Annotated in this window: 26 protein-coding genes; 5 read left to right on the top strand and 21 right to left on the bottom strand. The window is 51.2% G+C overall.

What is annotated here, in order from left to right; genetic code table 11:
- Position 1: 1 nt before the first annotated feature.
- The 9 genes from atpF to HK11_RS03320 form a co-directional block, all read right to left on the bottom strand.
- Positions 2-496 (bottom strand): F0F1 ATP synthase subunit B, encoded by a 495-nt coding sequence (gene atpF, locus HK11_RS03360; RefSeq protein WP_173560227.1) that lies wholly within the window; start codon positions 494-496, stop codon positions 2-4.
- A 34-nt stretch (positions 497-530) separates the two neighbouring features.
- Positions 531-1,121 (bottom strand): hypothetical protein, encoded by a 591-nt coding sequence (locus tag HK11_RS03355; protein ID WP_086553968.1) that lies wholly within the window; start codon positions 1,119-1,121, stop codon positions 531-533.
- Positions 1,122-1,158: 37 nt separating this feature from the next.
- On the bottom strand, positions 1,159-1,383 hold the full coding sequence (locus HK11_RS03350; protein WP_003624142.1) for an ATP synthase subunit C family protein: 225 nt from the start codon (positions 1,381-1,383) through the stop codon (positions 1,159-1,161).
- Positions 1,384-1,435: 52 nt separating this feature from the next.
- Positions 1,436-2,185 carry a F0F1 ATP synthase subunit A gene (locus HK11_RS03345; protein ID WP_086553925.1) on the bottom strand — a complete coding sequence of 250 codons (750 nt, stop codon included), beginning with the start codon at positions 2,183-2,185 and terminating at the stop codon, positions 1,436-1,438.
- Between the two features lie 59 nt (positions 2,186-2,244).
- On the bottom strand, positions 2,245-2,547 hold the full coding sequence (locus HK11_RS03340) for an AtpZ/AtpI family protein (protein WP_086553924.1): 303 nt from the start codon (positions 2,545-2,547) through the stop codon (positions 2,245-2,247).
- A 118-nt stretch (positions 2,548-2,665) separates the two neighbouring features.
- Positions 2,666-3,604 (bottom strand): signal recognition particle-docking protein FtsY, encoded by a 939-nt coding sequence (gene ftsY / locus HK11_RS03335; RefSeq protein ID WP_086553923.1) that lies wholly within the window; start codon positions 3,602-3,604, stop codon positions 2,666-2,668.
- 1 nt (position 3,605) lies between these two features.
- Positions 3,606-4,856: a tRNA (N(6)-L-threonylcarbamoyladenosine(37)-C(2))-methylthiotransferase MtaB gene (gene mtaB / locus HK11_RS03330; protein WP_086553922.1), complete on the bottom strand. Its 1,251-nt coding sequence runs from the start codon at positions 4,854-4,856 to the stop codon at positions 3,606-3,608.
- Positions 4,853-5,659: a diaminopimelate epimerase gene (dapF, locus tag HK11_RS03325; protein WP_086553967.1), complete on the bottom strand. Its 807-nt coding sequence runs from the start codon at positions 5,657-5,659 to the stop codon at positions 4,853-4,855. Before dapF ends, mtaB begins: the two co-directional genes overlap by 4 nt.
- A gap of 83 nt (positions 5,660-5,742) precedes the next feature.
- The gene (locus HK11_RS03320; RefSeq protein WP_086553921.1) at positions 5,743-6,144 is read right to left on the bottom strand and encodes a VOC family protein; all 402 of its coding nucleotides are present in this window, start codon (positions 6,142-6,144) and stop codon (positions 5,743-5,745) included.
- 158 nt (positions 6,145-6,302) lie between these two features.
- Between HK11_RS03320 and HK11_RS03315 the strand changes: the two genes are divergently transcribed.
- Both HK11_RS03315 and HK11_RS03310 read left to right on the top strand, forming a co-directional pair.
- Complete coding sequence (locus tag HK11_RS03315) at positions 6,303-8,201, top strand: hypothetical protein (RefSeq protein ID WP_086553920.1); 1,899 nt, start codon at positions 6,303-6,305, stop codon at positions 8,199-8,201.
- A 118-nt stretch (positions 8,202-8,319) separates the two neighbouring features.
- On the top strand, positions 8,320-10,173 hold the full coding sequence (locus HK11_RS03310; RefSeq protein WP_086553919.1) for a DEAD/DEAH box helicase: 1,854 nt from the start codon (positions 8,320-8,322) through the stop codon (positions 10,171-10,173).
- Between the two features lie 91 nt (positions 10,174-10,264).
- Here HK11_RS03310 and HK11_RS03305 read toward each other — a convergent pair whose 3' ends face one another.
- Entirely contained in the window at positions 10,265-10,690 is a 426-nt protein-coding gene (locus HK11_RS03305; protein WP_086553918.1) for a hypothetical protein, read from the bottom strand.
- A 133-nt stretch (positions 10,691-10,823) separates the two neighbouring features.
- Here HK11_RS03305 and HK11_RS03300 point away from each other — a divergent pair, with 133 nt between their 5' ends.
- Complete coding sequence (locus tag HK11_RS03300) at positions 10,824-12,392, top strand: S10 family peptidase (RefSeq protein ID WP_086553917.1); 1,569 nt, start codon at positions 10,824-10,826, stop codon at positions 12,390-12,392.
- A 74-nt stretch (positions 12,393-12,466) separates the two neighbouring features.
- On the opposite strand, the gene rpsI is transcribed toward HK11_RS03300, so the two are convergent.
- Positions 12,467-12,955, bottom strand: a complete 489-nt coding sequence (rpsI, locus tag HK11_RS03295) for a 30S ribosomal protein S9 (protein WP_086553916.1) — start codon at positions 12,953-12,955, stop codon at positions 12,467-12,469.
- A 5-nt stretch (positions 12,956-12,960) separates the two neighbouring features.
- Complete coding sequence (gene rplM / locus HK11_RS03290; protein ID WP_086553915.1) at positions 12,961-13,437, bottom strand: 50S ribosomal protein L13; 477 nt, start codon at positions 13,435-13,437, stop codon at positions 12,961-12,963.
- A 223-nt stretch (positions 13,438-13,660) separates the two neighbouring features.
- Between rplM and HK11_RS03285 the strand changes: the two genes are divergently transcribed.
- Positions 13,661-15,013 carry a hypothetical protein gene (locus HK11_RS03285; RefSeq protein ID WP_086553914.1) on the top strand — a complete coding sequence of 451 codons (1,353 nt, stop codon included), beginning with the start codon at positions 13,661-13,663 and terminating at the stop codon, positions 15,011-15,013.
- 82 nt (positions 15,014-15,095) lie between these two features.
- Here the strand turns inward: HK11_RS03285 and phoU are convergent, their stop codons facing one another.
- Genes phoU through pstC form a run of 4 tightly spaced genes read right to left on the bottom strand, consistent with a single transcriptional unit; the run spans position 15,096 to position 18,473 of the window.
- Positions 15,096-15,800: a phosphate signaling complex protein PhoU gene (gene phoU / locus HK11_RS03280; RefSeq protein ID WP_086553913.1), complete on the bottom strand. Its 705-nt coding sequence runs from the start codon at positions 15,798-15,800 to the stop codon at positions 15,096-15,098.
- 17 nt (positions 15,801-15,817) lie between these two features.
- On the bottom strand, positions 15,818-16,630 hold the full coding sequence (gene pstB / locus HK11_RS03275) for a phosphate ABC transporter ATP-binding protein PstB (protein WP_086553912.1): 813 nt from the start codon (positions 16,628-16,630) through the stop codon (positions 15,818-15,820).
- On the bottom strand, positions 16,627-17,487 hold the full coding sequence (gene pstA / locus HK11_RS03270) for a phosphate ABC transporter permease PstA (protein ID WP_086553911.1): 861 nt from the start codon (positions 17,485-17,487) through the stop codon (positions 16,627-16,629). The genes pstB and pstA overlap by 4 nt, the downstream gene beginning before the upstream one ends.
- The gene (gene pstC / locus HK11_RS03265; protein ID WP_086553910.1) at positions 17,484-18,473 is read right to left on the bottom strand and encodes a phosphate ABC transporter permease subunit PstC; all 990 of its coding nucleotides are present in this window, start codon (positions 18,471-18,473) and stop codon (positions 17,484-17,486) included. The genes pstA and pstC overlap by 4 nt, the downstream gene beginning before the upstream one ends.
- Before the next feature lie 275 nt (positions 18,474-18,748).
- Here pstC and ilvD point away from each other — a divergent pair, with 275 nt between their 5' ends.
- On the top strand, positions 18,749-20,617 hold the full coding sequence (gene ilvD / locus HK11_RS03260) for a dihydroxy-acid dehydratase (protein WP_086553909.1): 1,869 nt from the start codon (positions 18,749-18,751) through the stop codon (positions 20,615-20,617).
- A gap of 45 nt (positions 20,618-20,662) precedes the next feature.
- Here ilvD and HK11_RS03255 read toward each other — a convergent pair whose 3' ends face one another.
- From HK11_RS03255 to HK11_RS03235, 5 genes are all read right to left on the bottom strand, one after another.
- Complete coding sequence (locus HK11_RS03255) at positions 20,663-20,914, bottom strand: hypothetical protein (protein WP_086553908.1); 252 nt, start codon at positions 20,912-20,914, stop codon at positions 20,663-20,665.
- Between the two features lie 120 nt (positions 20,915-21,034).
- The gene (locus tag HK11_RS03250; RefSeq protein ID WP_233127806.1) at positions 21,035-21,646 is read right to left on the bottom strand and encodes a hypothetical protein; all 612 of its coding nucleotides are present in this window, start codon (positions 21,644-21,646) and stop codon (positions 21,035-21,037) included.
- A gap of 224 nt (positions 21,647-21,870) precedes the next feature.
- On the bottom strand, positions 21,871-23,148 hold the full coding sequence (locus HK11_RS03245) for an autotransporter strand-loop-strand O-heptosyltransferase (RefSeq protein ID WP_086553966.1): 1,278 nt from the start codon (positions 23,146-23,148) through the stop codon (positions 21,871-21,873).
- A 634-nt stretch (positions 23,149-23,782) separates the two neighbouring features.
- The gene (locus HK11_RS03240) at positions 23,783-24,784 is read right to left on the bottom strand and encodes an aromatic acid exporter family protein (RefSeq protein ID WP_233133286.1); all 1,002 of its coding nucleotides are present in this window, start codon (positions 24,782-24,784) and stop codon (positions 23,783-23,785) included.
- Positions 24,785-24,810: 26 nt separating this feature from the next.
- Positions 24,811-26,358, bottom strand: coding sequence for a DegQ family serine endoprotease (locus HK11_RS03235; RefSeq protein ID WP_086553964.1), 1,548 nt, complete (start codon positions 26,356-26,358; stop codon positions 24,811-24,813).
- Positions 26,359-26,378 lie beyond the last annotated feature (20 nt).

Below are 26,378 nucleotides of genomic sequence, written 5' to 3'. Positions count from 1 at the left end.
CTTACGCTGCTGGTCGGGCCAGAGCTGCTGGCAGATCGGAAATAGCACGATCAACCAGTGCTGAAGCTCCATCTTCTTTAAGCGATTCAGCAATAACCTGACGGCTGGCTTTTATCGCAACATCAATAGCAGCCTGACGCACCTCACGGGTTGCTGCACGCTCAACAGCACTGATACGGTCACGAGCGCTCTGCTCATGCTGTTTCACTGCGGCTTCAGCGTCTTTACGTGCCTGTTCTGCCACTTCAGCAGCATGACGCAGTGACTGCTCAACCATTGTTTTGGCTTCAGCAAGTGCCTGCTCACGGTCACGGGTCGCATCTTCAAGCATCTGTTCAGCCTCACGACGCAGACGGGCTGCTTCGTCAAGGTCCTGACGGATACGCTCTGCACGGCTATCGAGAATAGTCACGATAGGGGTCCAGAGTTTGCGACCAAAAAATACGAAAAATAAAACGAAGGATACGGCTACCCAAAAGCCTGCTTCGTGAAAAATGCCATTCATGACGGTTCTTCCTCCCGAAGAGTAATCAGGCTACCCGTTCAGCCACTACGTTTTCAACTTTTGTGGCAACCAGAGCCGGCGCAGGCCGAGCACCAGTGACACGACTGACCAGCTCCTGAGTTGTCTCAACAGCAATATCTGTCAGTGCGGCAAAAGCACGCTGCTTTTCAGCAGCAACCTTGCTCTCTGCTTCAGCAATCTCAGCAGCAAGACGCTCTTTAATTTCCTGAATTTTTGCTTCAGTGTTACGCTTTTCATCGTCAAGCGCTTTTTGCAGGTTAGCCTTCGCCTCAGCCATAGCCGTTTTACGGGCATGCTGAAGTTCGGCTACCGCATTATCGGCATCATGCTTTGCAGCACGTGCGACTTCAAGATCACCCGAAATACGGGCACTACGATCTTCAAGAACGCGACCAACACGTGGCAGCATTACCCGGCTGAGCACCAGATAAAACACCAGGAAGATAAATGCCCCCCAGATTACCTGACCGGTAACCAGAGGGTTTTTAAAGTCAAGCTGAGGCATTCCTGCGGCGTGAGCACAGGGTGCCGCCACGACGAGAAGGGACACGCCGGCAGCAAAAGAGAATATGCCGGCACGAACAGTCTTTATCATGACACCCACAGGAATCTCTCCTTTTTCCGTCTTCTGATCAGACGAAAAGAATCAGGAACGCAATAAGCAGAGCAAAAAGCGCAATCGCTTCTGTCAGTGCAAAGCCGAGCATACCCAGGCCGAACACGTGCGGACGAGAAGCCGGGTTGCGAGCAATGCTGCTTACCAGAGTTGAAAAGATGTTGCCGAGGCCGATACCAACGCCGGCAAGGGCGATTACGGCGATACCTGCACCGATTTCCCGGGCTGCAGCGATGTCCATATCAGTCACTTCCTTGTTAAAAGTACAGTTCAAACGAAACGGGCAAAGCAGCTCAGTGAGCCACGGCCTCCCGCAGGTAGATGCAGGTCAGAATGGCAAACACATAGGCCTGCAACACACCAACCAGCAACTCAAGAGCCACAAGCGCTACGTTAATAGCGATTGGCCCAATCGCAAACACGTCACCTACCACACCAAAACCGGCGAGCATAATGACAAAGCTTGCGAAAATCTCAAACATGACGTGTCCGGCAACCATGTTAGCGAACAGTCGGATAGAAAGACTTACAGGGCGTGACAGAAAAGAAAGGATCTCGATAGGGATCAGCAGGGGCGCAAGTGCCAGGCTGGCACCAGCAGGCATGAAATGCGCAAAAAAGCGAATTCCCTGAACTTTCAGTGAGACCACGACTGTAAGGACAAATACCATCATAGCCAGAGCAAATGTTACCGCAATGTGGCTTGTGAAGGTATAAGAGAAAGGCAGCAGACCGAGATAGTTACCGGCCAGAATAAAGAAGAAAAGCGTAAAAATAAACGGGAAAAAGGAAGCACCTTCAGGCCCGATTGTATCAATCGCCATATTACGAATAAATTCGTAACACACTTCTGCTGCGGCCTGAAAACGACCAGGCACAACGGCTGCGGGACGCATGCCGAAATAAAGAAAAGCCAGAACCAGCACTACGGCCAGCATCATGTAGACAGGCGACTGACTGAAGTGCAGTGCGTCACCAAGGCCACCAAAAACCGAATGAAGTTCAAACTGACCAAGGACGTCGATACTGGAACCGCCTGCCAAAACCGCTCTCCTACCTCTAACTAAACCAGAAACTCTTTTCTGGCATCGAGTCGTTTAACTCAGACCGGGGGTGGCTTGACCAGCCGCCAGACATTGAGCACACCAGCTCCGCCTCCGAGCAGCGCAAAGATAATGAGAAAAATCGCACGGGTATGAAGCCACTTATCAAGCCCCCACCCGATACAGACACCAACAATCAGAGCTGAAATCATCTCTGTTCCGGCACGAAGCGCCAGAGTTGCAAGAGACTGCCCGTCTTTATCGTCTGCACTTTCCTTCGTATCATCCTCTGTTTTCAGCCCGGAGCGACGCTCAGCTGCTTTCAGACGAGATAAAAAAGAATCGTTTTTATCCTCACTCATACTTCGCACCTCCGGAACAGGTGCAGGCGCTTGCTAACGAGGTTACTATGCCCTGTCAAGGAAGCTCTGACACCCAAAGCAGGAAAACTGGTTTTTTTTATAAAAAGCGTCTTTCCGGTCACTCTTTATTCTCAGCACCAACCTGCCCCACAAGCCCGTTTGCATAATCACGGGCTTCAAAGGGACGCAGATCTTCAGCCTGCTCACCCACCCCTACGGCATGCACAGGCAAACCAAACGTATCTGCAAGGGCAACAACAATGCCGCCACGTGCTGAACCATCAAGTTTTGTTACGACCAGACCTGTCACGTTGACCAGCTCACGGAAGACCCTGACCTGCTCAATCGCATTCTGACCGGTTGTCGCATCAAGAACCAGTAATACTGTATGGGGCGCACTTTCATCGAATTTGCGCATAACGCGGATAATTTTAGCCAGCTCTTCCATCAGAGCGCTTTTGTTGTGAAGACGCCCGGCCGTATCAACAAACAGCAGATCAGCCTGCTCAGCCTTGCCGCGCTTGAGTGCCTCAAACGCAAGGCCTGCCGCATCACAGTTAGGCGGGCCGGCAATGACCGGACAGTTGGTACGCTGCCCCCATACCTGCAACTGCTCGACAGCAGCAGCACGGAATGTGTCGCCGGCAACCATCATAATTTTTTTGCCCTGATCGCTGTAAAAACGGGCCATTTTGCCGATTGTTGTCGTTTTACCGGTGCCATTCACCCCGACAACCAGCACAACATGCGGCTTGTTAGACGGATCAGGCTCAAACGGCTTAGCAACCGGCTCAAGAATAGTCGCAATTTCTTCTGCTAAAGCAGTGCGGATCTCTTCATCTGTCACCTCAGAGCCAAAGCGGGAGTGGCGGAATGATTCAATCACACGCTCAGCGACAGCCGGCCCCAGATCGGCCGTAATCAGGATATCTTCCAGCTCTTCAAGGGCGGCGTCATCAAGCTTGCGCTTTGTAAAAACAGATGTCAGCCCGTCGCCCAGCTTTTGTGTAGAACGCGAAAGCCCCTGTTTAAGGCGTGAAAAAAAACCTAGCGCCATCTCAAATCCTCTCTGCCAGCAAACCTGTCGCGCTGGCTTCAATTACTCTCATATCTATAATCTCGCCCGCCTGGGCATCAGCTTCTTCAGCCTTCAGACGTACAGGAGCAAACTGCTCACTATGACCCGACTGAGGGGTTTCCATTAACACCCTCACATTCTGCCCAATAAAGCCCTCAAAATAGACTGTTGCCGCCTCAGCCCCCACGTCGCGCAAACATGCGGCCCGTGCCTTACGCTCAGGCACATTTACAGCCCTCATTCTGGCCGCAGGCGTTCCAGGACGTTCGCTATACGGGAAAACATGCAGATAAGGGATGCTCTGCTCAGCCAGAAAAGCCCGCGTTTCTTCAAACAGGGCATCATCTTCGGTCGGGAAACCCGCAATAACATCTGCGCCAATACCAATCCCCGGGCGCAGGCTACGCGCGCGCGCGATCACACGGGCTGCATCTTCAGCCAGGTGACGGCGTTTCATCCGCTTCAGGATCAGGTCAGAACCAGCCTGGAGCGACAAATGAAGGTAAGGCATAAAGCGCGGCTCTTCAGCCAGAAGACGCCAGATATCCTCATCAATTTCGACCGGATCAACAGATGACAGGCGCAAACGCTCAAGCTGCGGGACCAGGGCCAGCACACGCCGACACAACTGCCCCAGTAGCGGCTTACCTGGCAGGTCACCACCCCATGAGGTCATATCAACACCAGTTAGCACGATCTCGCGGTATCCCGCATCAACAAGCGCTCTAACCTGTTCGACTACTACCCCGACCGGTGCTGAACGTGATGGCCCGCGCCCGAACGGAATAATGCAGAACGTGCAGCGATGGTCACACCCCTGCTGCACCTGAACAAAAGCCCTGGTGCGACCGGCAAATTCTGTAACAAGATGAGCGGCTGTCTCTTTCGCTGCCATGATGTCAGAAACCGCGCGGGCCTCCTGCATGGCGGAAGCCGACCAGCTCTCAGCTTTTAGTTTCTCTTCGTTGCCCAGCACCCTGACCACACCTGGCAAAGCAGCCCAGCGATCAGGGTCAATCTGTGCGGCACATCCCGTCACGACAATGCGCGCGCCGGGCTTATCACGATGCGCACGCCGGATAGCCTGCCGCGCCTGCCGTTCGGCCTCACCGGTCACTGCACAGGTATTAACAATAATAACGTCCTCAAGCGGGGCAGCATGCTCACGCATCACCTCGCTCTCCCACGTATTGAGACGACATCCAAAAGTCAGGATTTCAGGTTTTGTCATGACGGATACGCAGCGAGATCCACTGTTCCTTCAAAAGCCACAGTCGCCGGGCCTGTCATAAGCACATGGTTATTGCTGCCCCACTCAATACGCAGCACACCGCCATCAAGCTCAACCTGACAGGTACGCTCTGCAAGGCCGCGTCTGACAGCATTCACAACCGCCGCACAGGCGCCAGAGCCGCAGGCTTCAGTAACCCCCGTACCACGCTCATGCACTTTAAGGCGCATTTTTGTCCGGCTTTCCATTCTGGCAAAGCCAATATTAGCCCGTTCAGGAAAGAGCGGGTCGTGCTCGAGGCTGTGCCCCTGGTCAAGCAACGAGAAATCTTCCACAAAAAAAGTGGCATGCGGGTTGCCCATTGATACAGCCGCCGGGTCACCTGGTAACGGCAGGTGCAATGTATCATGCTCTGCAGCCAGGGGAACATCCTGCCACTGCTCACGCGGCTGCCCCATATCAACAGTGACTTCCCCATACTCACCAACATAAGCAGAGAGCAGGCCAGCCTTAGTCTGCAGCGTTGAATGACGCTTGCCATTCTCATGCCAGAGCAGACTGGCTACACATCGTGAAGCATTGCCGCAGGCTCCGGCCTCTGATCCGTCAGGGTTAAAGAAGCGCACCAGCACATCTGCCTCTCTGGTGAGAGACAAAGTCACCAGCTGGTCGCAGCCTATACCGCGCCTGCGATGAGCCAGAGCGGCGATACGAACCGGTGTCAGAGCCAGAGAATTTGCGCGTTCATCAAAAATGACAAAATCATTTCCCAGGCCATGCATCTTACGAAAGGAAGTCAACAGTGGGCGTCTCATAAGCCAGATTGCCTGTCAGAATTTTTCAAAAAATGGGTAAACTCAGCCTGCTTGTGCCAGAAATCTCTGATCTACACAAAACGCCCCGGCGCACCACGCTGAAGAACCTCTATACTATATCCGTCAGGATCTTTGAGAAAAAAGAAAGTACCAACGACCCGGCCCTTATTTTCCAGAGTTTTAACCGGAGTGACCGCAAAACCAGCCCGCGTCAGGCGGGCATGTTCTGCCTCTGTATCTTCGACTGAGACGGCCAGATGACCATACCCTTTACCCAAATCATAAGGTTCGGTCCGCCCATGATTCACTGTCAGCTCAAGCTCAAATGTCTGCTCGCCATTTGATAAATAAATCAGTGTGAAATCATCAAAAACAATTTTATCTGCAATTTTAAGACCCAGAGCCTCCTCATAAAAAACAACAGAACGGGCCTCATCAAGCACTCGAATCATAGAATGAATCATCTGCGCCATCATCTTACTCCTTCATAACATGGCAGGTATGTCCGTGCCTGTAATTACACACACGGAACATAAAATTATATTTGAGACAATCTGTTCTTTACTCAAGAGCGCCTGAGATGCTTTACAGTTCTTAAATTTTTATTAATAAAGTTTATTCGTGTCAAACAATGATATTTTCTCGTTTTCTGCACCACACCAGCCCTTTCCTGCTCACCAGCGCATTGCTGGCAACAGTTAGCATATCCTCTCTCACCACCAGCACCTCAGCACTTGCTGCAGCAGGGAACAGCGCTTCTCTCGATGCGCTTGAAAAGCAGATGGCACGCATCCAGGCCCAGCAGATGGAGCTGCAGAAAACGCTTATCAGCATGCAAAAACAAATTGCAGCTCAGCGCGCGGCCTTATCTCCCAAAGGTCATAAAACCGCTACAAATCATACTATAACCGCCCGTTCAACCACACCTGCTACCAATGGATATGAATGGGCGGACAGTAATGAAGGGCCCTCCGGTAAGCCGCGCACGGCAACAGCTATGAACACCAGGCCACCACGTCACCTGCGTAATGGCGACACCTCAGAAGCGCAGCCTGTCTTTGACGATACGAATGCCAGGCCTGAAGTTGATGCCGTGATTGGTCACCGCGATGAAGATGTCATTGCCCATCTGGCAGACAACGCCGTTGGCCCCCACCCGCGTGAAACTGTTGGTGCTCAGGCTACTGGTGCCCTTGGTGACCATGGCGTGTTTCACATGGGGCCGGTTGCGATCATCCTCGGTGGCTTTCTTGATGCCTCAGCCGTATATGAAAACCGTCACATTCCGAGTGGTACGTTTAACTACTGGCAGGATATGCCTTACCCCAACGAGCCACGCTATCACACGAACAATTTCGATGGCAGCGCGCGATACAGCCGTATCTCTCTGATGGCGCGAGGCAATGTAAACTCCCACTCTACCATTTCGGGTTTTTATGAAATGGATTTTGGTGCCGGCGCGTCTACGACAGATGCCTATGAAAGTAACAGCTACGCTTTTCGTATGCGCCAGCTTTACCTGGCGTATGATAACAGCAAAACTAACTTCCATTTTCTGGCAGGCCAGGCGTGGAGCCTCCTGACACCCGGACGCGTTGGTATTACCCCCCGCCAGGAAAGTCTGCCTGAGACCATCGAATCCTCAATGCTGGCTGGTCAGACATGGACCAGACAGCTTCAGCTACGCTTCGTAAAAGATTTTTTTCAACATCGTCTCTGGCTGGGGCTCTCTCTTGAAAACCCGGCAACATTGTACGACACAACCGGCTTTCAGAATAACAACGGCACGGTTACCCTCCCCAACGGCAGTGTGGCGACCATCAGCAGCAACGGCACAGGTCTGACAAACGATGCCCCGTTCTCTAACGAAATTGCTCCTGATGTCATCGCCAAGATAGCGTGGGATCCGTCATGGGGACATTATGAGGCAGAAGGCATCGTAAAATTTCCGCATAACCGGGTCTCATCCCTCGGGCAAGGGCACAATAATACGGTTGTTGCGGGCGGCGGCGGCGGTTCAATGATTCTGCCTCTCATCCCTCATACACTTGAGATGCGCATGGCAGGCCTGGCAGGTGTGGGAATCGGTCGTTATGGCTCAGTTCTGCTTCCAGATGCGACACTCAGGGCAAATGGCAGCCCCGCCCCTCTTTTTTCTGCTCAGACAACCGCAGGTCTTATCGCACATCCTAATCCCCGTATTGATGTTTACGGTTATTTTGGGTATCAGGCAGCCGGCAGACGTTTTTCTAACTACAATGGCAGCCCGTATGGATACGGCAACCCTGCCTACTCAAACCTTGGGTGTGAAACAGAACTTTCAACCCTGGGCTGCACCGCCAACACCCGCAGCGTTATGGAAGGAACAATCGGCGCGTGGTATCGATTCCTGAAAGGGAAATACGGAACAGTTGAAACGGGCATTCAGCTTGCCTACTCCCGCCGACAGGCCTGGAAAGGTGTCGGAGGAGCACCTGATACGAGTCTGAGTCAGATATTTATGGACTTTCGCTATCTTCCGTTCCAGTAACCACTATATGGCTTAGAAAAAACGTCTTCAGAAAAAAGTTCTCCTGTCAGAGTCTGGCTCGTCGTGCGGGGAATTTTTTGTTGCCACCCCATTCCTTGTTGCCTGGACTTAACGATTTATGCCTTTTAAAAATACCCCCGCTGCTCTCGCTAGTGCTCTTGCTGCTCGCGGTTATGAATCAGCAACACCTGTACAGACCGCTGTCATGGCTGAAGAAGCCGATGGCCGCGACCTGCTTGTTTCAGCCCGTACCGGCTCTGGCAAGACTGTTGCTTTTGGTATCGCCATGGCCCGCACTCTGCTTGATGAGACGGGTAAACTTCCACCACCAGGCGCACCGCTGGCTCTGGTTATTGCCCCCACCCGCGAGCTGGCCCAGCAGGTTGGTAAAGAGCTTGAGTGGCTGTATGGCCTGGCCGGTGCACGTATTGTCACCTGTGTTGGTGGTATGGAACCACGCAAAGAAGCCCGTGCACTTAATGCCGGCTGTCATATTGTTGTCGGTACACCTGGCCGCCTGTGTGACCATCTTGGCCGCAAGCAGCTTAATTTATCGAACCTGAAAGCCGTTGTGCTTGACGAAGCCGATGAGATGCTTGACCTCGGCTTCCGTGATGAGCTGGAAACCCTGCTCAAAGCCATGCCGGAAGATCGCCGCACGCTGCTGTTCTCAGCAACAATTGCGCGCGAGATTGCGTCTCTGGCTAAACGCTACCAGCGTGATGCCCTGCGCATCAACACTCAGACAGACAGCGCACCACACTCTGACATTTCATACCAGGTTCTTCTGGCAGACCAGGGCGATATGGCCGGCGCCATTGTTAACGTGCTGCGCCTGATTGAAGCCCCTTCAGCCATTGTATTCTGCCACACACGTGAAGCCGTTCGTCAGCTTCAGTCTATCCTGACAGAACGTGGCTTCTCTTCTGTCGCGATTTCAGGTGATCTCGGCCAGAACGAGCGTAGCCGCGCCATAGAAAGCCTGCGTAACGGCCAGGCTCGTGTCTGTGTTGCTACGGACGTTGCTGCACGTGGCATTGACATTCCTGAGCTGGGCCTGGTTATTCACGCCAGCCTGCCTTCCAACCCGGCTACACTGCTGCACCGCTCAGGCCGCACAGGCCGTGCCGGACGCAAGGGAACCTGTGTTCTTCTGGTGCCACCAGGTCGTCGTCGCCTGGCAGAACGCCTGATGGAAGCCGCAAAAATTGAAGCAGAATGGGGTGGTGCACCAACACCTGAAAAAATTGCCAGCGCTGACGCTGAACGTCTGCTTGCGGCCCCTGCCCTGAACGCTGAAGTTTCAGAAGCACCGGAAACTCAGGAACTTATCAGCAAACTGACAGAAAACCGCTCCGCTGAGCAGCTTGCTGCCGCCCTGATCGGGCTGTGGCGTGCCAGTCTGCCTAAAGCATCTAATGTGCGCGTTATCTCTCCTGGTTCGATCAAAAAAATGCCACGTGAAAGAACACGTGACGAAGGCCCGAGAGAACGCGGCCCACAGGAAGAAGGCAGCTGGTTCCGCCTGTCTGTCGGTCGTGAAGACCGTGCCGACCCCAAATGGCTGGTGCCAATGCTGTGTCGCCTGGGTAATATCAAAAAGCAGGATATTGGCGCGATCCGCATTCAGGGCGACCACACGCTGGTTGAAATTGCAAAGAGCAAAGCTGAAAGCTTTAAAGAGTGCGCTTCAGCAACTGACCCTGATGAAATCAGCATTGAGCCAGCCTCTGCTCCTGCTGGCGGCGGCCGCAAAAGCGGTGGCGGCGGTGGCTTCAGAAACAAACCAGCTGGTGGTGGTTTCAGAGGCAAACCATCAGGCGATGGATATCGTGGTAAAACAGCAGGTGAAGGCGGCTTCAGAAGCAAGTCATCAGGCGATGGTGATGACCGACGTCCTGCTTACAAAGATAAGAAAAAAAGCGGCGGCTCTTTCAAAGGGTCTTCTGACAGAAAACGTAAAAAGAACTAAAAACACTTAATAAAAAAGGCCTCTTCCTAACTAAGGAAGAGGCCTTTTTTACATCTACGACAGCTTAAAAAAGCTATCAGCACTAAAGCTATTATCGAATGCTGGGCAGCGTTGTTGCGTCTTTCCAGTCTGATTTTACACGCTCTTTCTGGCTTTTCAGGGCCTCTTTTGTGTCGTGACCTGCATTGTTCCAGCGGCTTTTTGCTGCCTCAGCCTTCGCCCTCTCCTCATCTGCTTTCGTTCTCAGCTGATCAGTCTGAGACTGGAAACGGTCACGTGCAGCCGTATTTGAATTTGTCAGTTTATTTTGTTCACTCTGAAGACGATTCTCTAAATTCTGCTTTGCAGCGCTGTCTGCATGCTCCAGCGTCTCTTTGTTCTGGTGTGCCGCGCTACGGGCGCTGTCCATACCGGCTTTAAGAGGGTTCTGAAACATCTGGGCGTGAGCACCAGGAGCTGCCATCAGTGCCGCAGCAAGAGGGAAAGCCATAAGAGACAGCTTATAATTAAAACGCATAAAGCATACCTTTCTTAATATTTTTTGTAGCTTATCAGGGGTCCTGGTAATGATACAAACATGTAATTTTGTCAAAAACGTGCAACCTTCTATCTATCTCGAAACATCTTTGCGATCAGACAGGATCTCTGCAATGCACGTACCTTATTTTGTAAAAAAAACAGGTTTTCCATCTCTTTTAACGTCATGCAGTATAGCAGCATTACTTTGTCTGTCTGCTTTTTCTGCACCTGTTCATGCCGAACAGGCTGAAGCTCCATCTAAAACGCAAGGCAGCACTGCAAAAGCAGATACCCCTGCTTTTGAAGGAAAAGGAGCGCTGCTACCTCAGGATGCTGTGACCCACCACACAGCGACCTTTAATGGGCACAAAATCAGCTATACAGCACGAGCCGGCACGCTGACACTGCGAGACAAAGACGGCCACCCTTCCGCACGTATTTTCTACGTTGCTTACACACAGGATGGTGCAGCACCTGAAAACCGACCTGTTTCATTCTTTTTTAACGGTGGCCCGGGCGCAGGTACGGCCTACCTGCATCTTGGTGCAGCAGGCCCCGAAATTCTTTCTTTTCCTGCAGGCAACCCGACTGATGGGGCTAACGCAAAGCTGGCAATAAACCCTGACAGCTGGCTGCCTTCTACTGATATGGTTTTTCTCGATGCACCGGGCACTGGCTGGTCTGTCCCGACAGATGAAAAAAAAGCAGCCAAAGAATTTTATGGTGTCAAACAGGATGCCAGAGCTTTTGCAAAAGCTATTCAGCTCTGGTCCAGCACCAGTAAACGACTGACATCTCCACGCTATCTGGTCGGTGAAAGCTATGGCGGCATTCGATCTATAGAAGTTGCTAACGCTCTGATGGAACAGCAAAGCATTATTGTAAACGGGTTGATTATGATTTCACCCGCGCTCGACATGTCCCTGCTTGAAACCGGGATCAACCCACTCGCAACGGCTATGGCACTGCCTACTTTTGAAGCAGCGAATCTGTCTCTTCATCATCAGTTACAGCCAGACACCACAGCCCGGCAGCTCAACAGTGCATATAGCTATGCTCTGGGGCCTTATCTGAATAAACTGGTTAACACACCACCTGCAGGCGATGCAGCGGATACATTTTACAATGAGATCGCACAACGCACAGGTATACCTGTTAATATTGTCAAAAAAGAACGCGGCGCACTTGAGGCCTCAGCGCATGATATCAGAAGCCGGGACGGACGACTTTACTCGCTCTATGACGCTACACTCTCAATTGCTGACCCTTACCCCGAAGGTGTAAGCGACAGTGACAGCCCTGAACCAACATTGTCGGGTTTTGGTCGCGCTTATGGTAGTGCTTTCGAGCAATATGCGGCCTCAGACCTGAAGTTTGCAACACCGATCACGTACAATCTGCTTGATCTTAACGTCAATGCTTCATGGGATTACAGAGCGGGTCAGGGTCTTCTCGCCCATCAGATCCCGGTTCTGCGGCAGTTGCTGGCCCTTAATCCCTCTATGCGGGTTTTTATTGCCAATGGCTATTTTGATCTGGCGTGCCCGTTTGCAACATCACGCTGGGTAAAAGAGCATATTCCTGTCGGGCAGGACCGGATTAGCCTGCATCTCTATTCAGGTGGACACATGCTATACACACGCCCTGAAAGTCGTGCTGCACTGACACAGGATGTCAAAGCTTTTCTGTCTCACTCATAAGCAGAAAGCAGATAATAAAAAAGGCAGGAGAAACTCTCCTGCCTTTTCCGAAAGCAATAAGGTCTTCTGACCAATCAGCGTTTGCTGAACTGGAAAGAACGACGTGCTTTTGCACGACCGTATTTCTTACGTTCAACCTGACGGGAGTCACGTGTCAGGAAGCCTGCAGCTTTCAGGATGCTGCGCAGACCTGGCTCGTAATGCGTCAGGGCACGGCTGATACCGTGACGTACTGCACCAGCCTGACCTGAAAGACCGCCACCGGTAACGGTGCAGACAACGTCAAACTGGTTATAACGATCAGCAACAAGGAAAGGCTGTGTCAGCAGCATACGCAGAACCGGACGAGCAAAATATGTGCCAACCGGACGACCGTTTACTGTGATATCGCCTTTACCAGGCTTAATCCATACGCGGGCAACAGCGTCTTTACGACGGCCGGTTGCATATGAACGGCCCTGTGCATCGCGTTTTACTTCATAGACAGGAGCTTCAGCAGGAGCGGTTGTTACAACCCCTTTAAGATCAGCCAGCGTGCCTGTACGTTCCTGAGTTTCAGACATAATGCTCAGCCTTTCTGTCCGTTAACAACGTTTTTACGATTCAGAGCCGCAACATCGAGTGTCTGCGGGTTCTGACCGCCATGCGGATGCTCTGAACCAGCATAAACATGCAGGCTGCGCATCTGCTGACGCTGCAACGGACCACGGGAGATCATGCGCTCAACAGCCTTAACCACAACGTGGTCAGGGTTTTTGCCTTCAAGACGCTGCGCAATGGTGCGAGTCTTGATGCCACCAGGATAACCTGTGTGATAGTGAAAAAGCTTCTGGCCAGCTTTGTTACCGGTCAGAGCAACTTTTTCAGCATTGATCACAACGACATGGTCGCCACAATCAACATGTGGGGTGAACTGAGGTTTATGCTTACCGCGCAGACGGTTAGCAATGATGACAGCAAGACGACCAAGAGCGAGGCCTTCGGCGTCGATCAGGATCCAGTTTTTTGTCACCTCCGCAGGTTTTAGCGAGAGAGTGGTCTTCATCAGGGTACGATTCCGTTAAAATCTGAACTTATAAAGAGGGCCACCTTATGAGCGAACAGAGTTTTCGCGTCAAGTAGTTTGGTATTAATCGCTGTTATTTCAGTAATTTTTTTTAAAGGTAACATAATACCGCACTGAGACTTGCAGAGCCCCCCCGCAGTGGATTAAAGAGCATCGCTGAAATAGCTTAATTCTTGGTGAAAACAGGCAGGGTTTCCGGCTGGTGAAAAAAAATGTTCTCATTACTGTAGGTGTACTGACCGGTGTTGCCTGCCTGGGCTGGTTTGGCGTTACCCAGACAAAACACGCTATGCTTAAAAAGAGCATTGAAGAATTCAGACAAAACCTCGGGCCGTCCACCTCTCTCTCTTATCATAAGGCGCGCCCTGGCCTTCTGGGTCGCAGTGTAAAATTCGACCAGCTTGTCATTCGCCATGGGCCTGAAACAATCACGGCGGACCTGGCTGAAATTTCTAAGCCTTCTGCTTCATCAGGTGATGTAAGCCATAAAATCAGTTCTATCTCTTTCCATAATTTCCGCCTGATCGATCCGGCTGGCAGCCTTAGTCTTGAGACGCTGCAACTTGAAGATGTCACTCTTCCTGCAGATGGCGATGACCGCAGAGGAATCCCCCGGCAGACTTTAGAAATTCATCATGCACAGGCTCATAAACTGCAGGGCTTTATAAGCAGTCTGCAGTCTGACCTGTCGGCTGATACGGTTGAGCTTGAGAACTACGGTGACGACATCCCCTCTCGCCTGGAAAGCCAGAACTTCAGGCTTTCAACTGATGTCGCACCTCAGCGTCACATTAAAGCAGACCTGATTATGATCGACGGGGTCGACCTGTTCGGCCTTTATAACAGTCTGGCGACAGGCACACCGCTGGCATCGCGCAATGGCACACGCGACATTCAGGTACAACGCCTCAGTCTGTCAGGCGACACGCCGCTTATGCAGGTCGGCACGCTCCGCTCACGCTCAGTACGCTCTGATACCAGCGAGCAGGAAGTTTCAAGCCTTAACAAGCTGGAACTCTGGCCGGATGTCCCCAACCTGTCTGTTCTCCCCTCTATGGGATACAAGCTTTTTGAGGGAAATCTGTTACTCAGCGACACCCGTGATTTTACAAAAAACACATTTAAAATTAATGAGTTTCATATAGATGGCCATAAAATGGGCCGTCTCGATATCACAGGCACATTCGGGCAGACCAATGCGACCACACTACTCAGCGTAGGGGCCGCTGATATGCCTGTACATAATATTGTTCTGACCTATAAGGATGATGGCCTGGTTGAGCGTGCTCTTACGGCCAGCGCCAAAGCGCATAACACAACGCCTCTTGAACTGCTGACCGGGCTGCAGGCAAAGTTTGCGCCAAATGGCGCAACTCCCTCCGACTTCTTTGCGTCCTTAACGACTTATTTCATGCACCCCGACAAAGGGCCGCTTGTTATTAATATCAAACCAGCCCGCCCTCTGCCTCTTATGGCTCTTATTGCTGGTGTCAGTATGATGTCAGCGAATCCGCAACTGGTCAGTCAGATAGGTATCTCAGTACAGGCCCCTTAATTTTTCAGGTGCCACGACTCAAAAAACGCCCCGTAAAATTTATTACGGGGCGTTTTTTATACTCAGAATATTTCAGTTGGTATCAGCTGCGCTTTGCAGCCTTACCACCACGAGGACGAACCGCAGGCAGCATATCGCCTGTCACGGCATAATAAACACGCTCAGCGATATTCGTTGCATGGTCGCCAATACGCTCAAGATTTTTAGCCACAAATAAAAGATGAATACATGGGCCAATCTTACGCGGGTCTTCCATCATATACGTCACGAGCTCACGAAACATCGCCGTATAAAGCTCGTCAATAACAGCATCTGAATTCCAGACCTCCATCGCTCTGGCGCTGTCGTCAGAGGTCATAGCCTCAATCGTATTGTGCAGATTTTCCTGTACAAGACGAGCCATACTCCGCAATGCACTGAAAGATAATGCGCCATCCAGCGGCTCTACTTTTAACGCCCGGCGAGCAATAGATGAGGCATAATCCCCGATACGCTCAAGATCACCGGTAATTTTAAGAACTGCAATAATCTGACGCAGATCAACCGCCATAGGTGCCCTCAGGGCCAAAATACGAATCGCCAGAGATTCAGCCTCGCGCTCAAGCGCATCAACCTCTGCATCGAGTTCAGGCGGCTCGAGAGCTGCGTCCTCATTCTGATCTACTACAGCGGCAATGGCCTGAGCTGTCTGGCGTTCAACCAGCCCGCCCATACGCGCCACCATCCCCCGCAAACGGTCAAGCTCCTGATCATACCGCGTTACGGTATGCCCAACGTCTGTTGTCATAACCCTGCTTCCCTCAGTTAGCCAAAGCGACCGGTAATATAATCCTGTGTGCGGCGTTCCCGCGGCGTGGTAAACATACGGTCCGTATTATCAATCTCGACCAGATCGCCCAGATAAAAGAACGCCACCTGGTCAGCACAGCGTGCAGCCTGCTGCATGTTGTGTGTTACCATAATAATGGTAAATTCAGCCTTCAGCTCGTCAAGCAGCTCTTCAATACGCGCGGTTGAAACCGGATCAAGCGCACTGGTTGGCTCATCGAGCAAAATCACCTCAGGATGTGTGGCAATAGTACGGGCAATACATAAACGCTGCTGCTGCCCGCCTGACATGGCTGTGGCATTAGATTTAAGGCGGTCCTTCACCTCTGACCACAAAGCGACACGACGCAGAGCATCTTCAACCCGGCCATCCATCTCAGAAGAGCTGACCCGCTCATGCAGTCGGATGCCAAAAGCAATATTATCATAAATCGACATTGGAAAAGGGGTCGGTTTCTGAAACACCATGCCAATGCGCGAGCGTAAAAGATTAAGATCAACACCCGGAGCAAGGATATTCTGGCCATCAAATATGACCTCACCCGTCGCTTTCTGGCCGGGATAGAGGTCATACATCCGGTTTAACACACGCAGCAATGTTGATTTACCGCACCCTGACGGCCCGATCATGCCTGTGACACTCCGCAGGGGGAAGTCCAGAGAAATATTATGAAGTGCGTGCGTTTTGCCGTAATAAAAGTCCAGATTTTTGACCTGAAGAGCAAGTTCAGGCGCGGTAGCCGTCTTTGCACCCTCTGATAAGGTACTGTTCACACCGTGCTCGCTCATGCTTTGCCCCCGCGGATCCCGATCCGCACCACAATATTAATAATCAACACACCAAATGTCACAAGCAGGGCACCTGTCCAGGCCTGCTGTACCCAATCCTGATAAGCAGACCCTGCATACTGATAAATTGCCAGGGGCAGGCTCGACATCTCACGCCCCATATTAAACGACAACTCTGAATTCCCTAATGACGTAAACAGCAATGGTGCAGTCTCACCTGCAACACGCGCAACTGCGAGCAGAACGCCGGTCATGATACCACCCCGTGCAGCCCTGATGCAGATAAAGCAGGTCACACGCCACTTTGGCGCACCAAGGGCAATGCCCGCCTCACGCATGGAAAGAGGAACCAGCCTGAGCATATCTTCTGTTGTGCGCACCATAATAGGCATAGCAAGGACAGCCAGCGCCACTGCGCCTGCAAAACCTGAAAAATGACCAAACGGGGCAACCAGAATCATATAAATAAACAGGCCGATCAGAATAGACGGCGCTGAAAGCAACATATCCGAAACAAATCTCACACTATCAGCCAGTTTGCTGTGGCTGCCATATTCAGCAAGATAAATACCGGTAAATATACCCATCGGCGCGCCCAGCAGGACAGCAAGCCCTGTTTGCATAAGGCTGCCAACAATCGCATTAGCAAGGCCACCATTCTGCCCCGGCGCTTTCATTGATTTTGTAAAAATCGACAAATGAAGCCCAGGCAGGCCTTTCTCTAACAGGGTCCATAAAATAGAGCCCAGCACAAAAACAACGAGTATTGTTGCACACCACGAAAACAACGTAGCCAGACGGTCAGCCATTCTGCGGCGGGCAGCGCGAAAGCTATCCGGCGTTCTGCGTGCAGTCATGAGCGTTTTCCTGTGCTGTTCTGCCCGCGAGCCAGCAACATGCGCGAGCACCATAAGGTCACGAATGAAATCGCCATAAGAATAGCTCCCAGAGCCATAAGAGAAGCCAGCTTAAGACTGCCGGCCGGACTTTCAGGAAACTCGAGAGCAATCAGCGATGCAATAGTATTTGCCGGTGCAAATATCGACCAGCCAATATGGTTACTGTCACCAATGACAAAGGTTACAGCCATAGTTTCACCCATAGCCCGCCCCATGCCCAGAACAATACCGCCGACAACACCCTGACGAGACCAGGGCAGGACAACCCGACGCATCACTTCCCAGCGGGTAGCACCAAGGCCGTAGGCACTCTCACGCAGAACAGAAGGAATCGAAGCAAAAACATCACGCATAACAGCCGTAATCGAAGGCATAATCATAATGGCCAGAATAACCGCTGCCGTGAACAGACCCGTACCAAATGGCGGCCCTGAAATGAGTACTGACACAACCGGTACGTGACCAAAAAGAGCTTTGACTGCGGGCTGCACATAATGGGCAACCAGTGGTACCAGAACAAAAAAGCCCCACATGCCAAAAATAATTGATGGAACAGCCGCAAGCAGCTGAACGGCCATACCAATCACAGATGAAGCCGCTGGCGGAGCCAGCGTTGTCAGCCAGAATGCCGTACCAAACGATAAGGGGACCGCAATAAGCAACGCCAGAACACTACTGGCAACAGTACCAAAAACAGGCGCAGCAGCACCAAAATGCTGCGTGACCGGATTCCAGACCTTAGAGATCAGAAACCCGGGACCAAACTGCCCGAATGCCGGCATACCACCGACCACCATAACGACAATAACAGCCCCGAGAATGAGCAGAACACCCACACCGGCTGACAGAACAAGCCCTCTGAAAAAGGGATCTCCCGTCAGGGTTTTAGGGCGACCAGGCTTCAGCACGGCTGACTGAACCGGCTGCTGGGTGGAAACGTCCATCTATGCTCCGTATCACACTCTCACTGACAGAATATGTTCAAGAAATACTGAACAGCCCGCCCTGCTGCAACCGAATGACAGCACGGCTCTCGCAGAAAAGAGAATTTGTCATAAAACTGTAGTAAATCAATCATCATCAAAAAAGAGAGATAGCACCTGACAGCCAGGGGTTTCTACCGTAGATTACCGCCGCGCGCGTGATCGCACGCACAGCCTGCTTTCCCGCAACACTGCAGGTTCCGTCATAACCACTGATCAGACCAGAAAGATTAATAATGGCCGGCTACCGCTCCCGCACCACTACTCATGGACGCAATATGGCAGGTGCACGCAGCCTGTGGCGCGCAACCGGAATGAAAGACAGCGATTTTGGCAAACCCATTATTGCCGTCGCTAACTCCTTTACTCAGTTTGTACCGGGCCATGTTCACCTCAAAGATTTGGGACAGCTGGTCTGTGGTGCTATTGAAAAAGCCGGCGGTATTGGCCGTGAATTCAACACGATAGCTGTTGATGACGGCATTGCCATGGGTCATGGTGGCATGCTGTACAGCCTGCCTTCACGCGAGCTGATTGCCGACGCCGTTGAATATATGGTCAACGCCCACTGCGCTGATGCCCTGGTCTGCATCAGCAACTGTGACAAAATCACTCCCGGTATGCTTATGGCTGCCATGCGACTGAATATTCCGGTTATTTTTGTCTCGGGCGGACCGATGGAAGCCGGGAAAGTCACGATTGACGACATTGAACAGCGCGCCGACCTGGTGACCTCTATGGTTGCCGCCGCCAACCCAAATGTCAGCGACGCCGATTCGGAAACAATCGAACGTTCAGCCTGCCCGACATGCGGGTCATGCTCTGGTATGTTCACCGCGAACTCAATGAACTGCCTGACCGAAGCTCTGGGTCTCTCACTCCCTGGTAACGGCAGCCTTGTAGCAACACATGCTGCCCGCCGTGATCTGTTTATTGAAGCCGGTACCCGCATTGTCGAACTGGCACGCCGCTTTTATGAGCAGAACGACCAGAGTGTTCTGCCCCGCAATATTGCTTCGGTTGAAGCTTTTGAAAATGCCATGTCAGTTGATATTGCCATGGGTGGTTCAACCAACACTGTCCTGCATCTGCTGGCAGCCGCACATGAAGGGGAAATTCCCTTCACCATGAAAGATATTGATCGTCTTTCACGCCGTGTACCTAACCTGTGCAAGGTCTCACCATCCCGTTCTGACATTCATATGGAAGATGTTCATCGTGCCGGCGGTATTCCTGCCATTATGGGTGAGCTGAACCGCATGGAACTGCTGCATAACACTGTGCAGATGGTGCATGCCTCATCTCTGACCGAAGCTCTGGATCGCTGGGACATTCGATCAGAAGATGGCGAGAGCAAACAAAAAGCACGCACCTTCTTCCGTGCCGCACCTGGTGGTGTACGCACGACAGAGGCTTTCTCGCAGTCTGCACTGTATAAAACACCTGATACAGATAAAGTCAGCGGTGCTATTCGCGATTCAGAGCATGCCTATAGCAAAGATGGTGGTCTGGCCGTGCTGTATGGCAACCTTGCTGCAGAAGGTGCAATTGTTAAAACGGCAGGTGTAGCAGCAGGGCTGGAAACATTCTCAGGACCGGCACGCATTTTCGAAAGTCAGGATGATGCTGTTACAGCCATCCTCAAAGATCAGATCAAAGCTGGCGACGTAGTGCTGATTCGCTATGAAGGCCCCAAAGGTGGTCCTGGCATGCAGGAAATGCTCTACCCTACCAGCTATCTCAAATCAAAAGGTCTGGCTGAAAAATGTGCTCTGATTACTGACGGGCGTTTCTCTGGTGGCAGCTCCGGTCTGTCCATTGGCCATATTTCGCCCGAAGCTGGTGAAGGTGGCGTAATCGGCCTGGTTGAAGAAGGCGATATCATCGACATCGACATTCCGGCACGTCGCCTGTCTGTTGCTGTAACAGAAGATATTTTACAAAAACGCCGCGAGCAGATGGAAGCCAGAGAGAATGAAGCATGGCAGCCAAAGCGTGAACGCGTGGTTTCAACGGCTCTTAAAGCCTATGCCGCTCTGACAACCAGTGCTGCCCGGGGTGCTGTGAGAGATCTTTCACAGCTGACCCGCCGCACAGGGCGCTGATTTCTCACTTATCTCTCTGGTGCCTCTGACACCAGAGAGATAGTCTCAGCTCTTACTACCGCGCAAAACCCACAAAATTAAAAATGGCAGAAAATAATACCCTGCCAGAACTACAAGAAGAATACGCAGGATAAGGTCAAGCTGTGTATTCAGCATGAAGCGACATGCCATTTCGACAAGACCAAGCATAGCCGCAACACAGAAAAAACCTATAATATTAGCCAGAAAAGACCGTCCTCCGTTCATATCATCCAGTATTTGCACAACCCGCGCGCCTGATAGTTTTTTCCCAGCCATTTCTCACTCCTGTCAGTCGTCACTTACATGACATATGATGTAAGTCTTATCGTATTTTACACAAACAAAAAGAGCGCCCGTAAAGGCGCTCTCTTCATGCAATATATTTTACAATATTGCTTATTTTGCAGCTGGTGCAGATGCAGCAGGAGCGGCGACAACCGGAGCCGTCGGCACTGTTACCTGACCTTTAATCACATAAGAAATTGATTCCATGCGGGTGATATCGACAACATCACCAACCTTCAGTGTTTTCAGGAAGTCCTGCATGGCTTTTGTACGTAAAACAGCAATATGGCTGTCGCCATCATCTGTCACGAAAGAAACAGTGTGTGTAGCAACATCTACAGAAGTAATTTTTGCCCGCTCTCTGCGAAAGGAAGCAATAACACCACGTGGATGACCTTTTACATAACCACGAGCAACCTGAACCGTTGATTCAGGCAGCGGACTGCCAGGTTGTGCCAGCTCTGCACCAAGAGTTTCAACAAATGAAATGCTCAGTTTATCACCAGCAGCAAGATGCGGCAGGTCACGAACTGAAGAACCATACTCAATCGTTACCAGATTACCTCTGGCATCACGCAGCAGCAACTCACGGGTGCTGGTATCAATCGTTTCAACAATCGCTGTTGTTGTCTGGTGCTTAAGCAGAACTGAAGCCTGCGCATGCGCCTGAGGAGACAAGCCTGTGGCCACCTCTCCGCCCATAATAAAAGCACATACCGTCATGACGCCGGCAGCCAGAGAAGCAAGACGAGACACTGAAGACCGCAAAGTCTTTCTCCTTATTTAAAATCCGTCCGAACGCCACACTGCTTCAGACGTTACTGAGAAAATCTTACGCCAAACATTACCCTGCGTAACGTAAAATTTTTACTCATCCTTTTTACAGCACTGTAACTCTGTCGTCTGGCATTAAAAATAACCAGATGACGAAGCATGCCAGCCTGTTTTTATTCCTCAATCACTTTTTCCAGTGTGTCGATCACCTGCTTACCGGTAATCAGACGTGAGCATTCAAACTGCCGGGGCGTGTTTTCATGCCGTGGGCACCACATGAAGTTATGATGATCAAAACGCACACGCGGATCATTCCAGCATGAATTACAGGTATGCCAGTTAATCACACGATAAGGGGTCTCAAATTCATTAGTAGGATGTGTGAAACCGGATATCATCACGACTTTAGTGCCAGCACCCCAGGCAAGCCAGGCAAGCCCTGAGCTCACACCAATAAACGCCTCAGCATGCTGCAACCAGCGAATACGCTCCGTCAGCGGGCGATCTCCGGTCTGGTCCTCTGAGCCATAAGGAATGTGGTTCCAGACAACACCGGTACCGTGAATAGGCTTCTGATCGATACAGATAACCCGGTAACCTTTTTCTTTGAGAAAGGTTACAACCTCTCGCCATCCCCCTGGGTTATTCCAGTATTTACACTGCGTACTGGCCTGCACAGCAATACATACATATTTCTCTTTTATAGGCCGGCCTTCTTTGCTCAGTAAAAGACGAGGAGGTTCTTCTTTTGGAGAAACTCCCAGAATATAACCAGCGGTACGGTGCAGCCCGACAAAGCGGAAATCTGTCGGCTGCTGAACATTCTCTGCATCATCAAAGAACAGGCCAAGGCAATATGTCGCATAAGCCTTTTCACAGACCTTCTCTTTTTCTGCCTCTTCCGAAGTCAGCAAGCGGATATTGGGATAATCATTCATCAGAGCTGGCTTAATGAGCCCTGACAGCAGACAGGTCACCCGGGCACCACGCTCCTCAGCAAAGCGTACGACATAGGGAAACCACGCAAGCGTATCACCAAGCGTGCCAACCGGAAGCTGAATAACAACCTCTTTATTGCGACAGTCCAGCTCATGGGTGAAAATAATTTTCTCTGTACCATCAGCCTGAACATCGGTGATCTCAATACCAAAACGCACATAATAGCGTTTTGATGAGGCAACCATGGCACCTGTATTCTCATTAAAGAAAAGAATATTACCGGTATCAAGGTCACGCAGCACAATCCGCCACTTGCCTTCGCTACGATTAGGCAGCTGAATGCGCGCACCCATATTAAAGTCATAACGAATGCCATGACCACAACTCTGTGTAGGCGACTGTGGTGCCGGCAGATAAGCGGGCTTTGCCTTAGAAGGTTCTTTTCCTTCTTCTTTTTCAGCTTTTGTATCGGCTGTCTGACCAAGAGGTGCTGCAGCCGCTGAAGCCGCCATAGCAGCAACAGGAGAAACAGGCTGCGGCTCTGATGCTGAAGATACGACCGGAGCAGATAATGGAGAAGAAAGCGGAGTCGATGCGGAAGAAGGAACCGAAGGTGTTGCTGTCACTGGTGACTGCACAAATTTTGCAACAGCAGCTGAAACCTTGGCAAACTCAGCCGCAGCCGCGACATCAGATGCATGATGCAAAGAAGACATAGAGTTCTTCTCTTCACTTGGACTCAACGCAAGCTCCTCTTCATTCTCAAATAAATGACCCGCCGGAAGGTCCAGGCGGGCCTTAATATAAAAATACTACTCAATTCACAGTTAAGCAGCGGCCGCGTAATAGCCTTCGCGCGGCCAGAAGTTTTTTATTTTAGTTGCTGCACTTCTTTTTGCGCCAGAAATATGCAGCGGTGGCAACGAGACCAATAAAAAATACACCATAAAAACAAGGAGATTTGCAACGCTTTGCAGGACATTTAGTCATCAGGGGCTTCCTTTATACTTGAGTGACCATATTGCTCTGAACGGACAGCTGAGCATCCCCTGAGCAGGTATGCGCCATGCCTGAAGTATCATCACATTATAGTCGTTAACATTATATGTCATTCTTTAAAAAAAAAACAATTTATTACCAGAATATTCATACAGAAAGATCATCTCCGCCAAGCTGATGAATCAATGTAATCAGATCTTTACGTAAAATAGCCAGCACAAAACGCACAACCTCATCCGGATGGTCGCTTTCAGCAGGAAGTGTGGCAATGATCTCAGCCGCGATATCCGGCTTCGTGGCCTTACGACTCACGGCCTCAGCTTCACAGCGCGCAATAATCCAGTCAAAACTGGCCATAGTCTGCGGCTTTAAAATATCACCGGCCTGGCGGAGAATAATAGCCCTGGCGACAACAATCGTGTCCATCTGCAACTGCCGCAGTGCCGTTGGCAAAGACGCCAGCATCGGATCACGCTCCTCAAGAGGAACCCACCGTTCACGGCGGGCTTCTTCAACAGCAGTCTGTACTTTTCTTAAAACGGCAGCACAGTCATCATTCAGATCCTGAAACTCCGACCACGCAAGGTCATGTCTTTTGGCATGGCTCAGAATACCCACAATTTTTCGGACGGTCTCAGCCGCATTACGAAATGCATCACGACGGGCCTGCTCATGCAACACCATGTAAGACACGAACATAGACACACTGACACCGAAGAGAATGGCCAGAACACGCTCAACCGGCCTGAGGTACGGGTCACCTTCGATCGGGAAAAGCGTTGCGATCATTAACGTAACGACCGCCATGCGTGTGTTTGGACGCCAGGAGGCCAGAATGGCCAAAGGCACAAACGTAATACTAAAACTCAGCCATAGCGGCCAGTGCAGCAACATCAATGTAATCGGCACCACACTGGCACAGGCGCCTATAAGCGTGCCAACAAGCTGATACCGGCCGGAAGACATGGTTTCTGTGATACTGCTTTGTGTCACAATCACCGATGTAATCAGGGCCCAGGCGGGCTCCTGCAAATGCGTAACCTGAGTAACAAGGCAACACAGGGCCACTGACACAATAAGACGAATGGCCTGCCGCAAGGTCTGGTTTCTTAACCAGTAAGACGGGTAACAAGAAGACGGTATCTGCAAAACAACTCACTCTTTACTGACTGTTTTTAGTGCGTATCAGCACTGGTCAGGGTGAAAGGAATATAACGCGCACCATCATTATCGTGCACAAGCAGGAGGACTGACTTCTTTTTCGCTTTCTGAGCATCCTCAATCCGGGTTTTTAATTCAGCAGGGGTATTCACTTCGGCCTGCTGCACCATAGTAATAACATCACCTTCTCTCAGCCCCCGATCAGACGCCAGACCATCATCCTTCACTGAGGTGACAACCACGCCCCTCTGGGTAGCAGAAACAGAGTATTTCTGCCGTGCAGCCTCATCGAGCTGTCCGACTGTAAAGCCAAGAGCTGACAGACTGACCTCTTTCGAGTTTTTCGTCTCAGGCGCTTTTTTTGTCTCAGGTTTGTCAGCGGCTACATCAGGCAATGCTGCAATCGTAACAGGCACATCAATAACCTTGCCATGACGCCAGACACCAAGATGCGCGACCGTACCTGCGGGAATATCAGCTGAAAGACGCGGTAATGCCTTACCTTCAATAGGATGGCCATTGAGCGACTGAATAACATCACCCATTTGCAGTTTTGCTTTTGCTGCAGGACCATTTTTTTCAATACCAGCCACCAGTGCACCACGTGCCGGCGTCAGATTCAGGCCATCTGCGATATCCTGCGTCACATTCTGGATGCGTACACCAAGCCAGCCACGCGACACTTTGCCGTTTTTACGCAGCTGCCCGATAATACCTCTGGCTTCACTTGACGGAATAGCAAACCCAATACCAACAGACCCGCCGGAAAGCGAATAAATGGCTGTGTTAATACCAATAACATTACCATCCATATCAAACAGAGGTCCGCCGGAATTCCCCCTGTTAATTGGCGCATCAGTCTGAATAAAATTGTCATAGGGACCCTGATCGATATTGCGGCCACGTGATGAAATAATGCCGGCCGTCACCGTGCCGGAAAGGCCAAACGGATTACCAATGGCAAGCACCCAGTCACCCACCCGACGCTTTTCACTGTCCCCAAACTGTACGAAAGGTAAAGGCTGCTTACTTTCAACCTTCAGCAACGCAAGATCAGTGCGGTCATCATGACCGATCTGCCTGGCCTGCAGCACCGTGTTATCCTGCAGCGTAACCGTGATTTTATCAGCATGACTAATAACGTGATTGTTGGTTACAATATAACCGGCCGGATCAATGATAAAACCTGAGCCCAGAGCCTGCATCCGCCGCGGCGGTGAATCGGGGCTGGTGTTACGGTTCATAAAGTCATGAAAAAATTTCTCAAACGGAGAACCATGTGGAAAGTCTGGCATCTGTGATGACTGATCATCATCACCCTCGTCATCATCACCCTCTCCTTTTTTCACGGTCTGAGATGTAGAAACATTCACTACAGCAGGCAAAAGGCGGTCAGCGAGGTCAGCAAAACTGTCTGGCACCATATGCACTTTGCCAGCTCCGGCAGGTGCTGCGACTGGCACGGCTGCATCTGCACTCCAGGCAGAAGACATGCCTGCTGTACCGGCAAGCAACAAACACGACAGTGAACTCACAGACAAAAGGCGAACTGACAAACGCATAAAAATTACCACTCTCATCA

Origin of the sequence: Acetobacter sp. DmW_043 (genome assembly GCF_002153485.1) — a bacterium.
GTDB lineage: Bacteria > Pseudomonadota > Alphaproteobacteria > Acetobacterales > Acetobacteraceae > Acetobacter > Acetobacter thailandicus.
This window is presented reverse-complemented; position numbering and strand designations above follow the sequence as displayed.

Coding starts and splice junctions, on each gene's coding strand:
- HK11_RS03355 (WP_086553968.1), bottom strand. CDS start 1,121: ATGATAAAGACTGTTCGTGCCGGCATATTCTCTTTTGCTGCCGGCGTG.
- HK11_RS03300 (WP_086553917.1), top strand. CDS start 10,824: ATGCACGTACCTTATTTTGTAAAAAAAACAGGTTTTCCATCTCTTTTA.
- rplM (WP_086553915.1), bottom strand. CDS start 13,437: ATGAAGACCACTCTCTCGCTAAAACCTGCGGAGGTGACAAAAAACTGG.
- HK11_RS03320 (WP_086553921.1), bottom strand. CDS start 6,144: ATGGCGCAGATGATTCATTCTATGATTCGAGTGCTTGATGAGGCCCGT.
- HK11_RS03350 (WP_003624142.1), bottom strand. CDS start 1,383: ATGGACATCGCTGCAGCCCGGGAAATCGGTGCAGGTATCGCCGTAATC.
- rpsI (WP_086553916.1), bottom strand. CDS start 12,955: ATGTCTGAAACTCAGGAACGTACAGGCACGCTGGCTGATCTTAAAGGG.
- pstC (WP_086553910.1), bottom strand. CDS start 18,473: ATGGACGTTTCCACCCAGCAGCCGGTTCAGTCAGCCGTGCTGAAGCCT.
- HK11_RS03250 (WP_233127806.1), bottom strand. CDS start 21,646: ATGACGGTATGTGCTTTTATTATGGGCGGAGAGGTGGCCACAGGCTTG.
- HK11_RS03340 (WP_086553924.1), bottom strand. CDS start 2,547: ATGAGTGAGGATAAAAACGATTCTTTTTTATCTCGTCTGAAAGCAGCT.
- HK11_RS03235 (WP_086553964.1), bottom strand. CDS start 26,358: ATGCGTTTGTCAGTTCGCCTTTTGTCTGTGAGTTCACTGTCGTGTTTG.
- HK11_RS03305 (WP_086553918.1), bottom strand. CDS start 10,690: ATGCGTTTTAATTATAAGCTGTCTCTTATGGCTTTCCCTCTTGCTGCG.
- ilvD (WP_086553909.1), top strand. CDS start 18,749: ATGGCCGGCTACCGCTCCCGCACCACTACTCATGGACGCAATATGGCA.
- mtaB (WP_086553922.1), bottom strand. CDS start 4,856: ATGACAAAACCTGAAATCCTGACTTTTGGATGTCGTCTCAATACGTGG.
- HK11_RS03315 (WP_086553920.1), top strand. CDS start 6,303: ATGATATTTTCTCGTTTTCTGCACCACACCAGCCCTTTCCTGCTCACC.
- phoU (WP_086553913.1), bottom strand. CDS start 15,800: ATGACAACAGACGTTGGGCATACCGTAACGCGGTATGATCAGGAGCTT.
- HK11_RS03310 (WP_086553919.1), top strand. CDS start 8,320: ATGCCTTTTAAAAATACCCCCGCTGCTCTCGCTAGTGCTCTTGCTGCT.
- ftsY (WP_086553923.1), bottom strand. CDS start 3,604: ATGGCGCTAGGTTTTTTTTCACGCCTTAAACAGGGGCTTTCGCGTTCT.
- HK11_RS03255 (WP_086553908.1), bottom strand. CDS start 20,914: ATGGCTGGGAAAAAACTATCAGGCGCGCGGGTTGTGCAAATACTGGAT.
- pstB (WP_086553912.1), bottom strand. CDS start 16,630: ATGAGCGAGCACGGTGTGAACAGTACCTTATCAGAGGGTGCAAAGACG.
- HK11_RS03245 (WP_086553966.1), bottom strand. CDS start 23,148: ATGGCGGCTTCAGCGGCTGCAGCACCTCTTGGTCAGACAGCCGATACA.
- pstA (WP_086553911.1), bottom strand. CDS start 17,487: ATGACTGCACGCAGAACGCCGGATAGCTTTCGCGCTGCCCGCCGCAGA.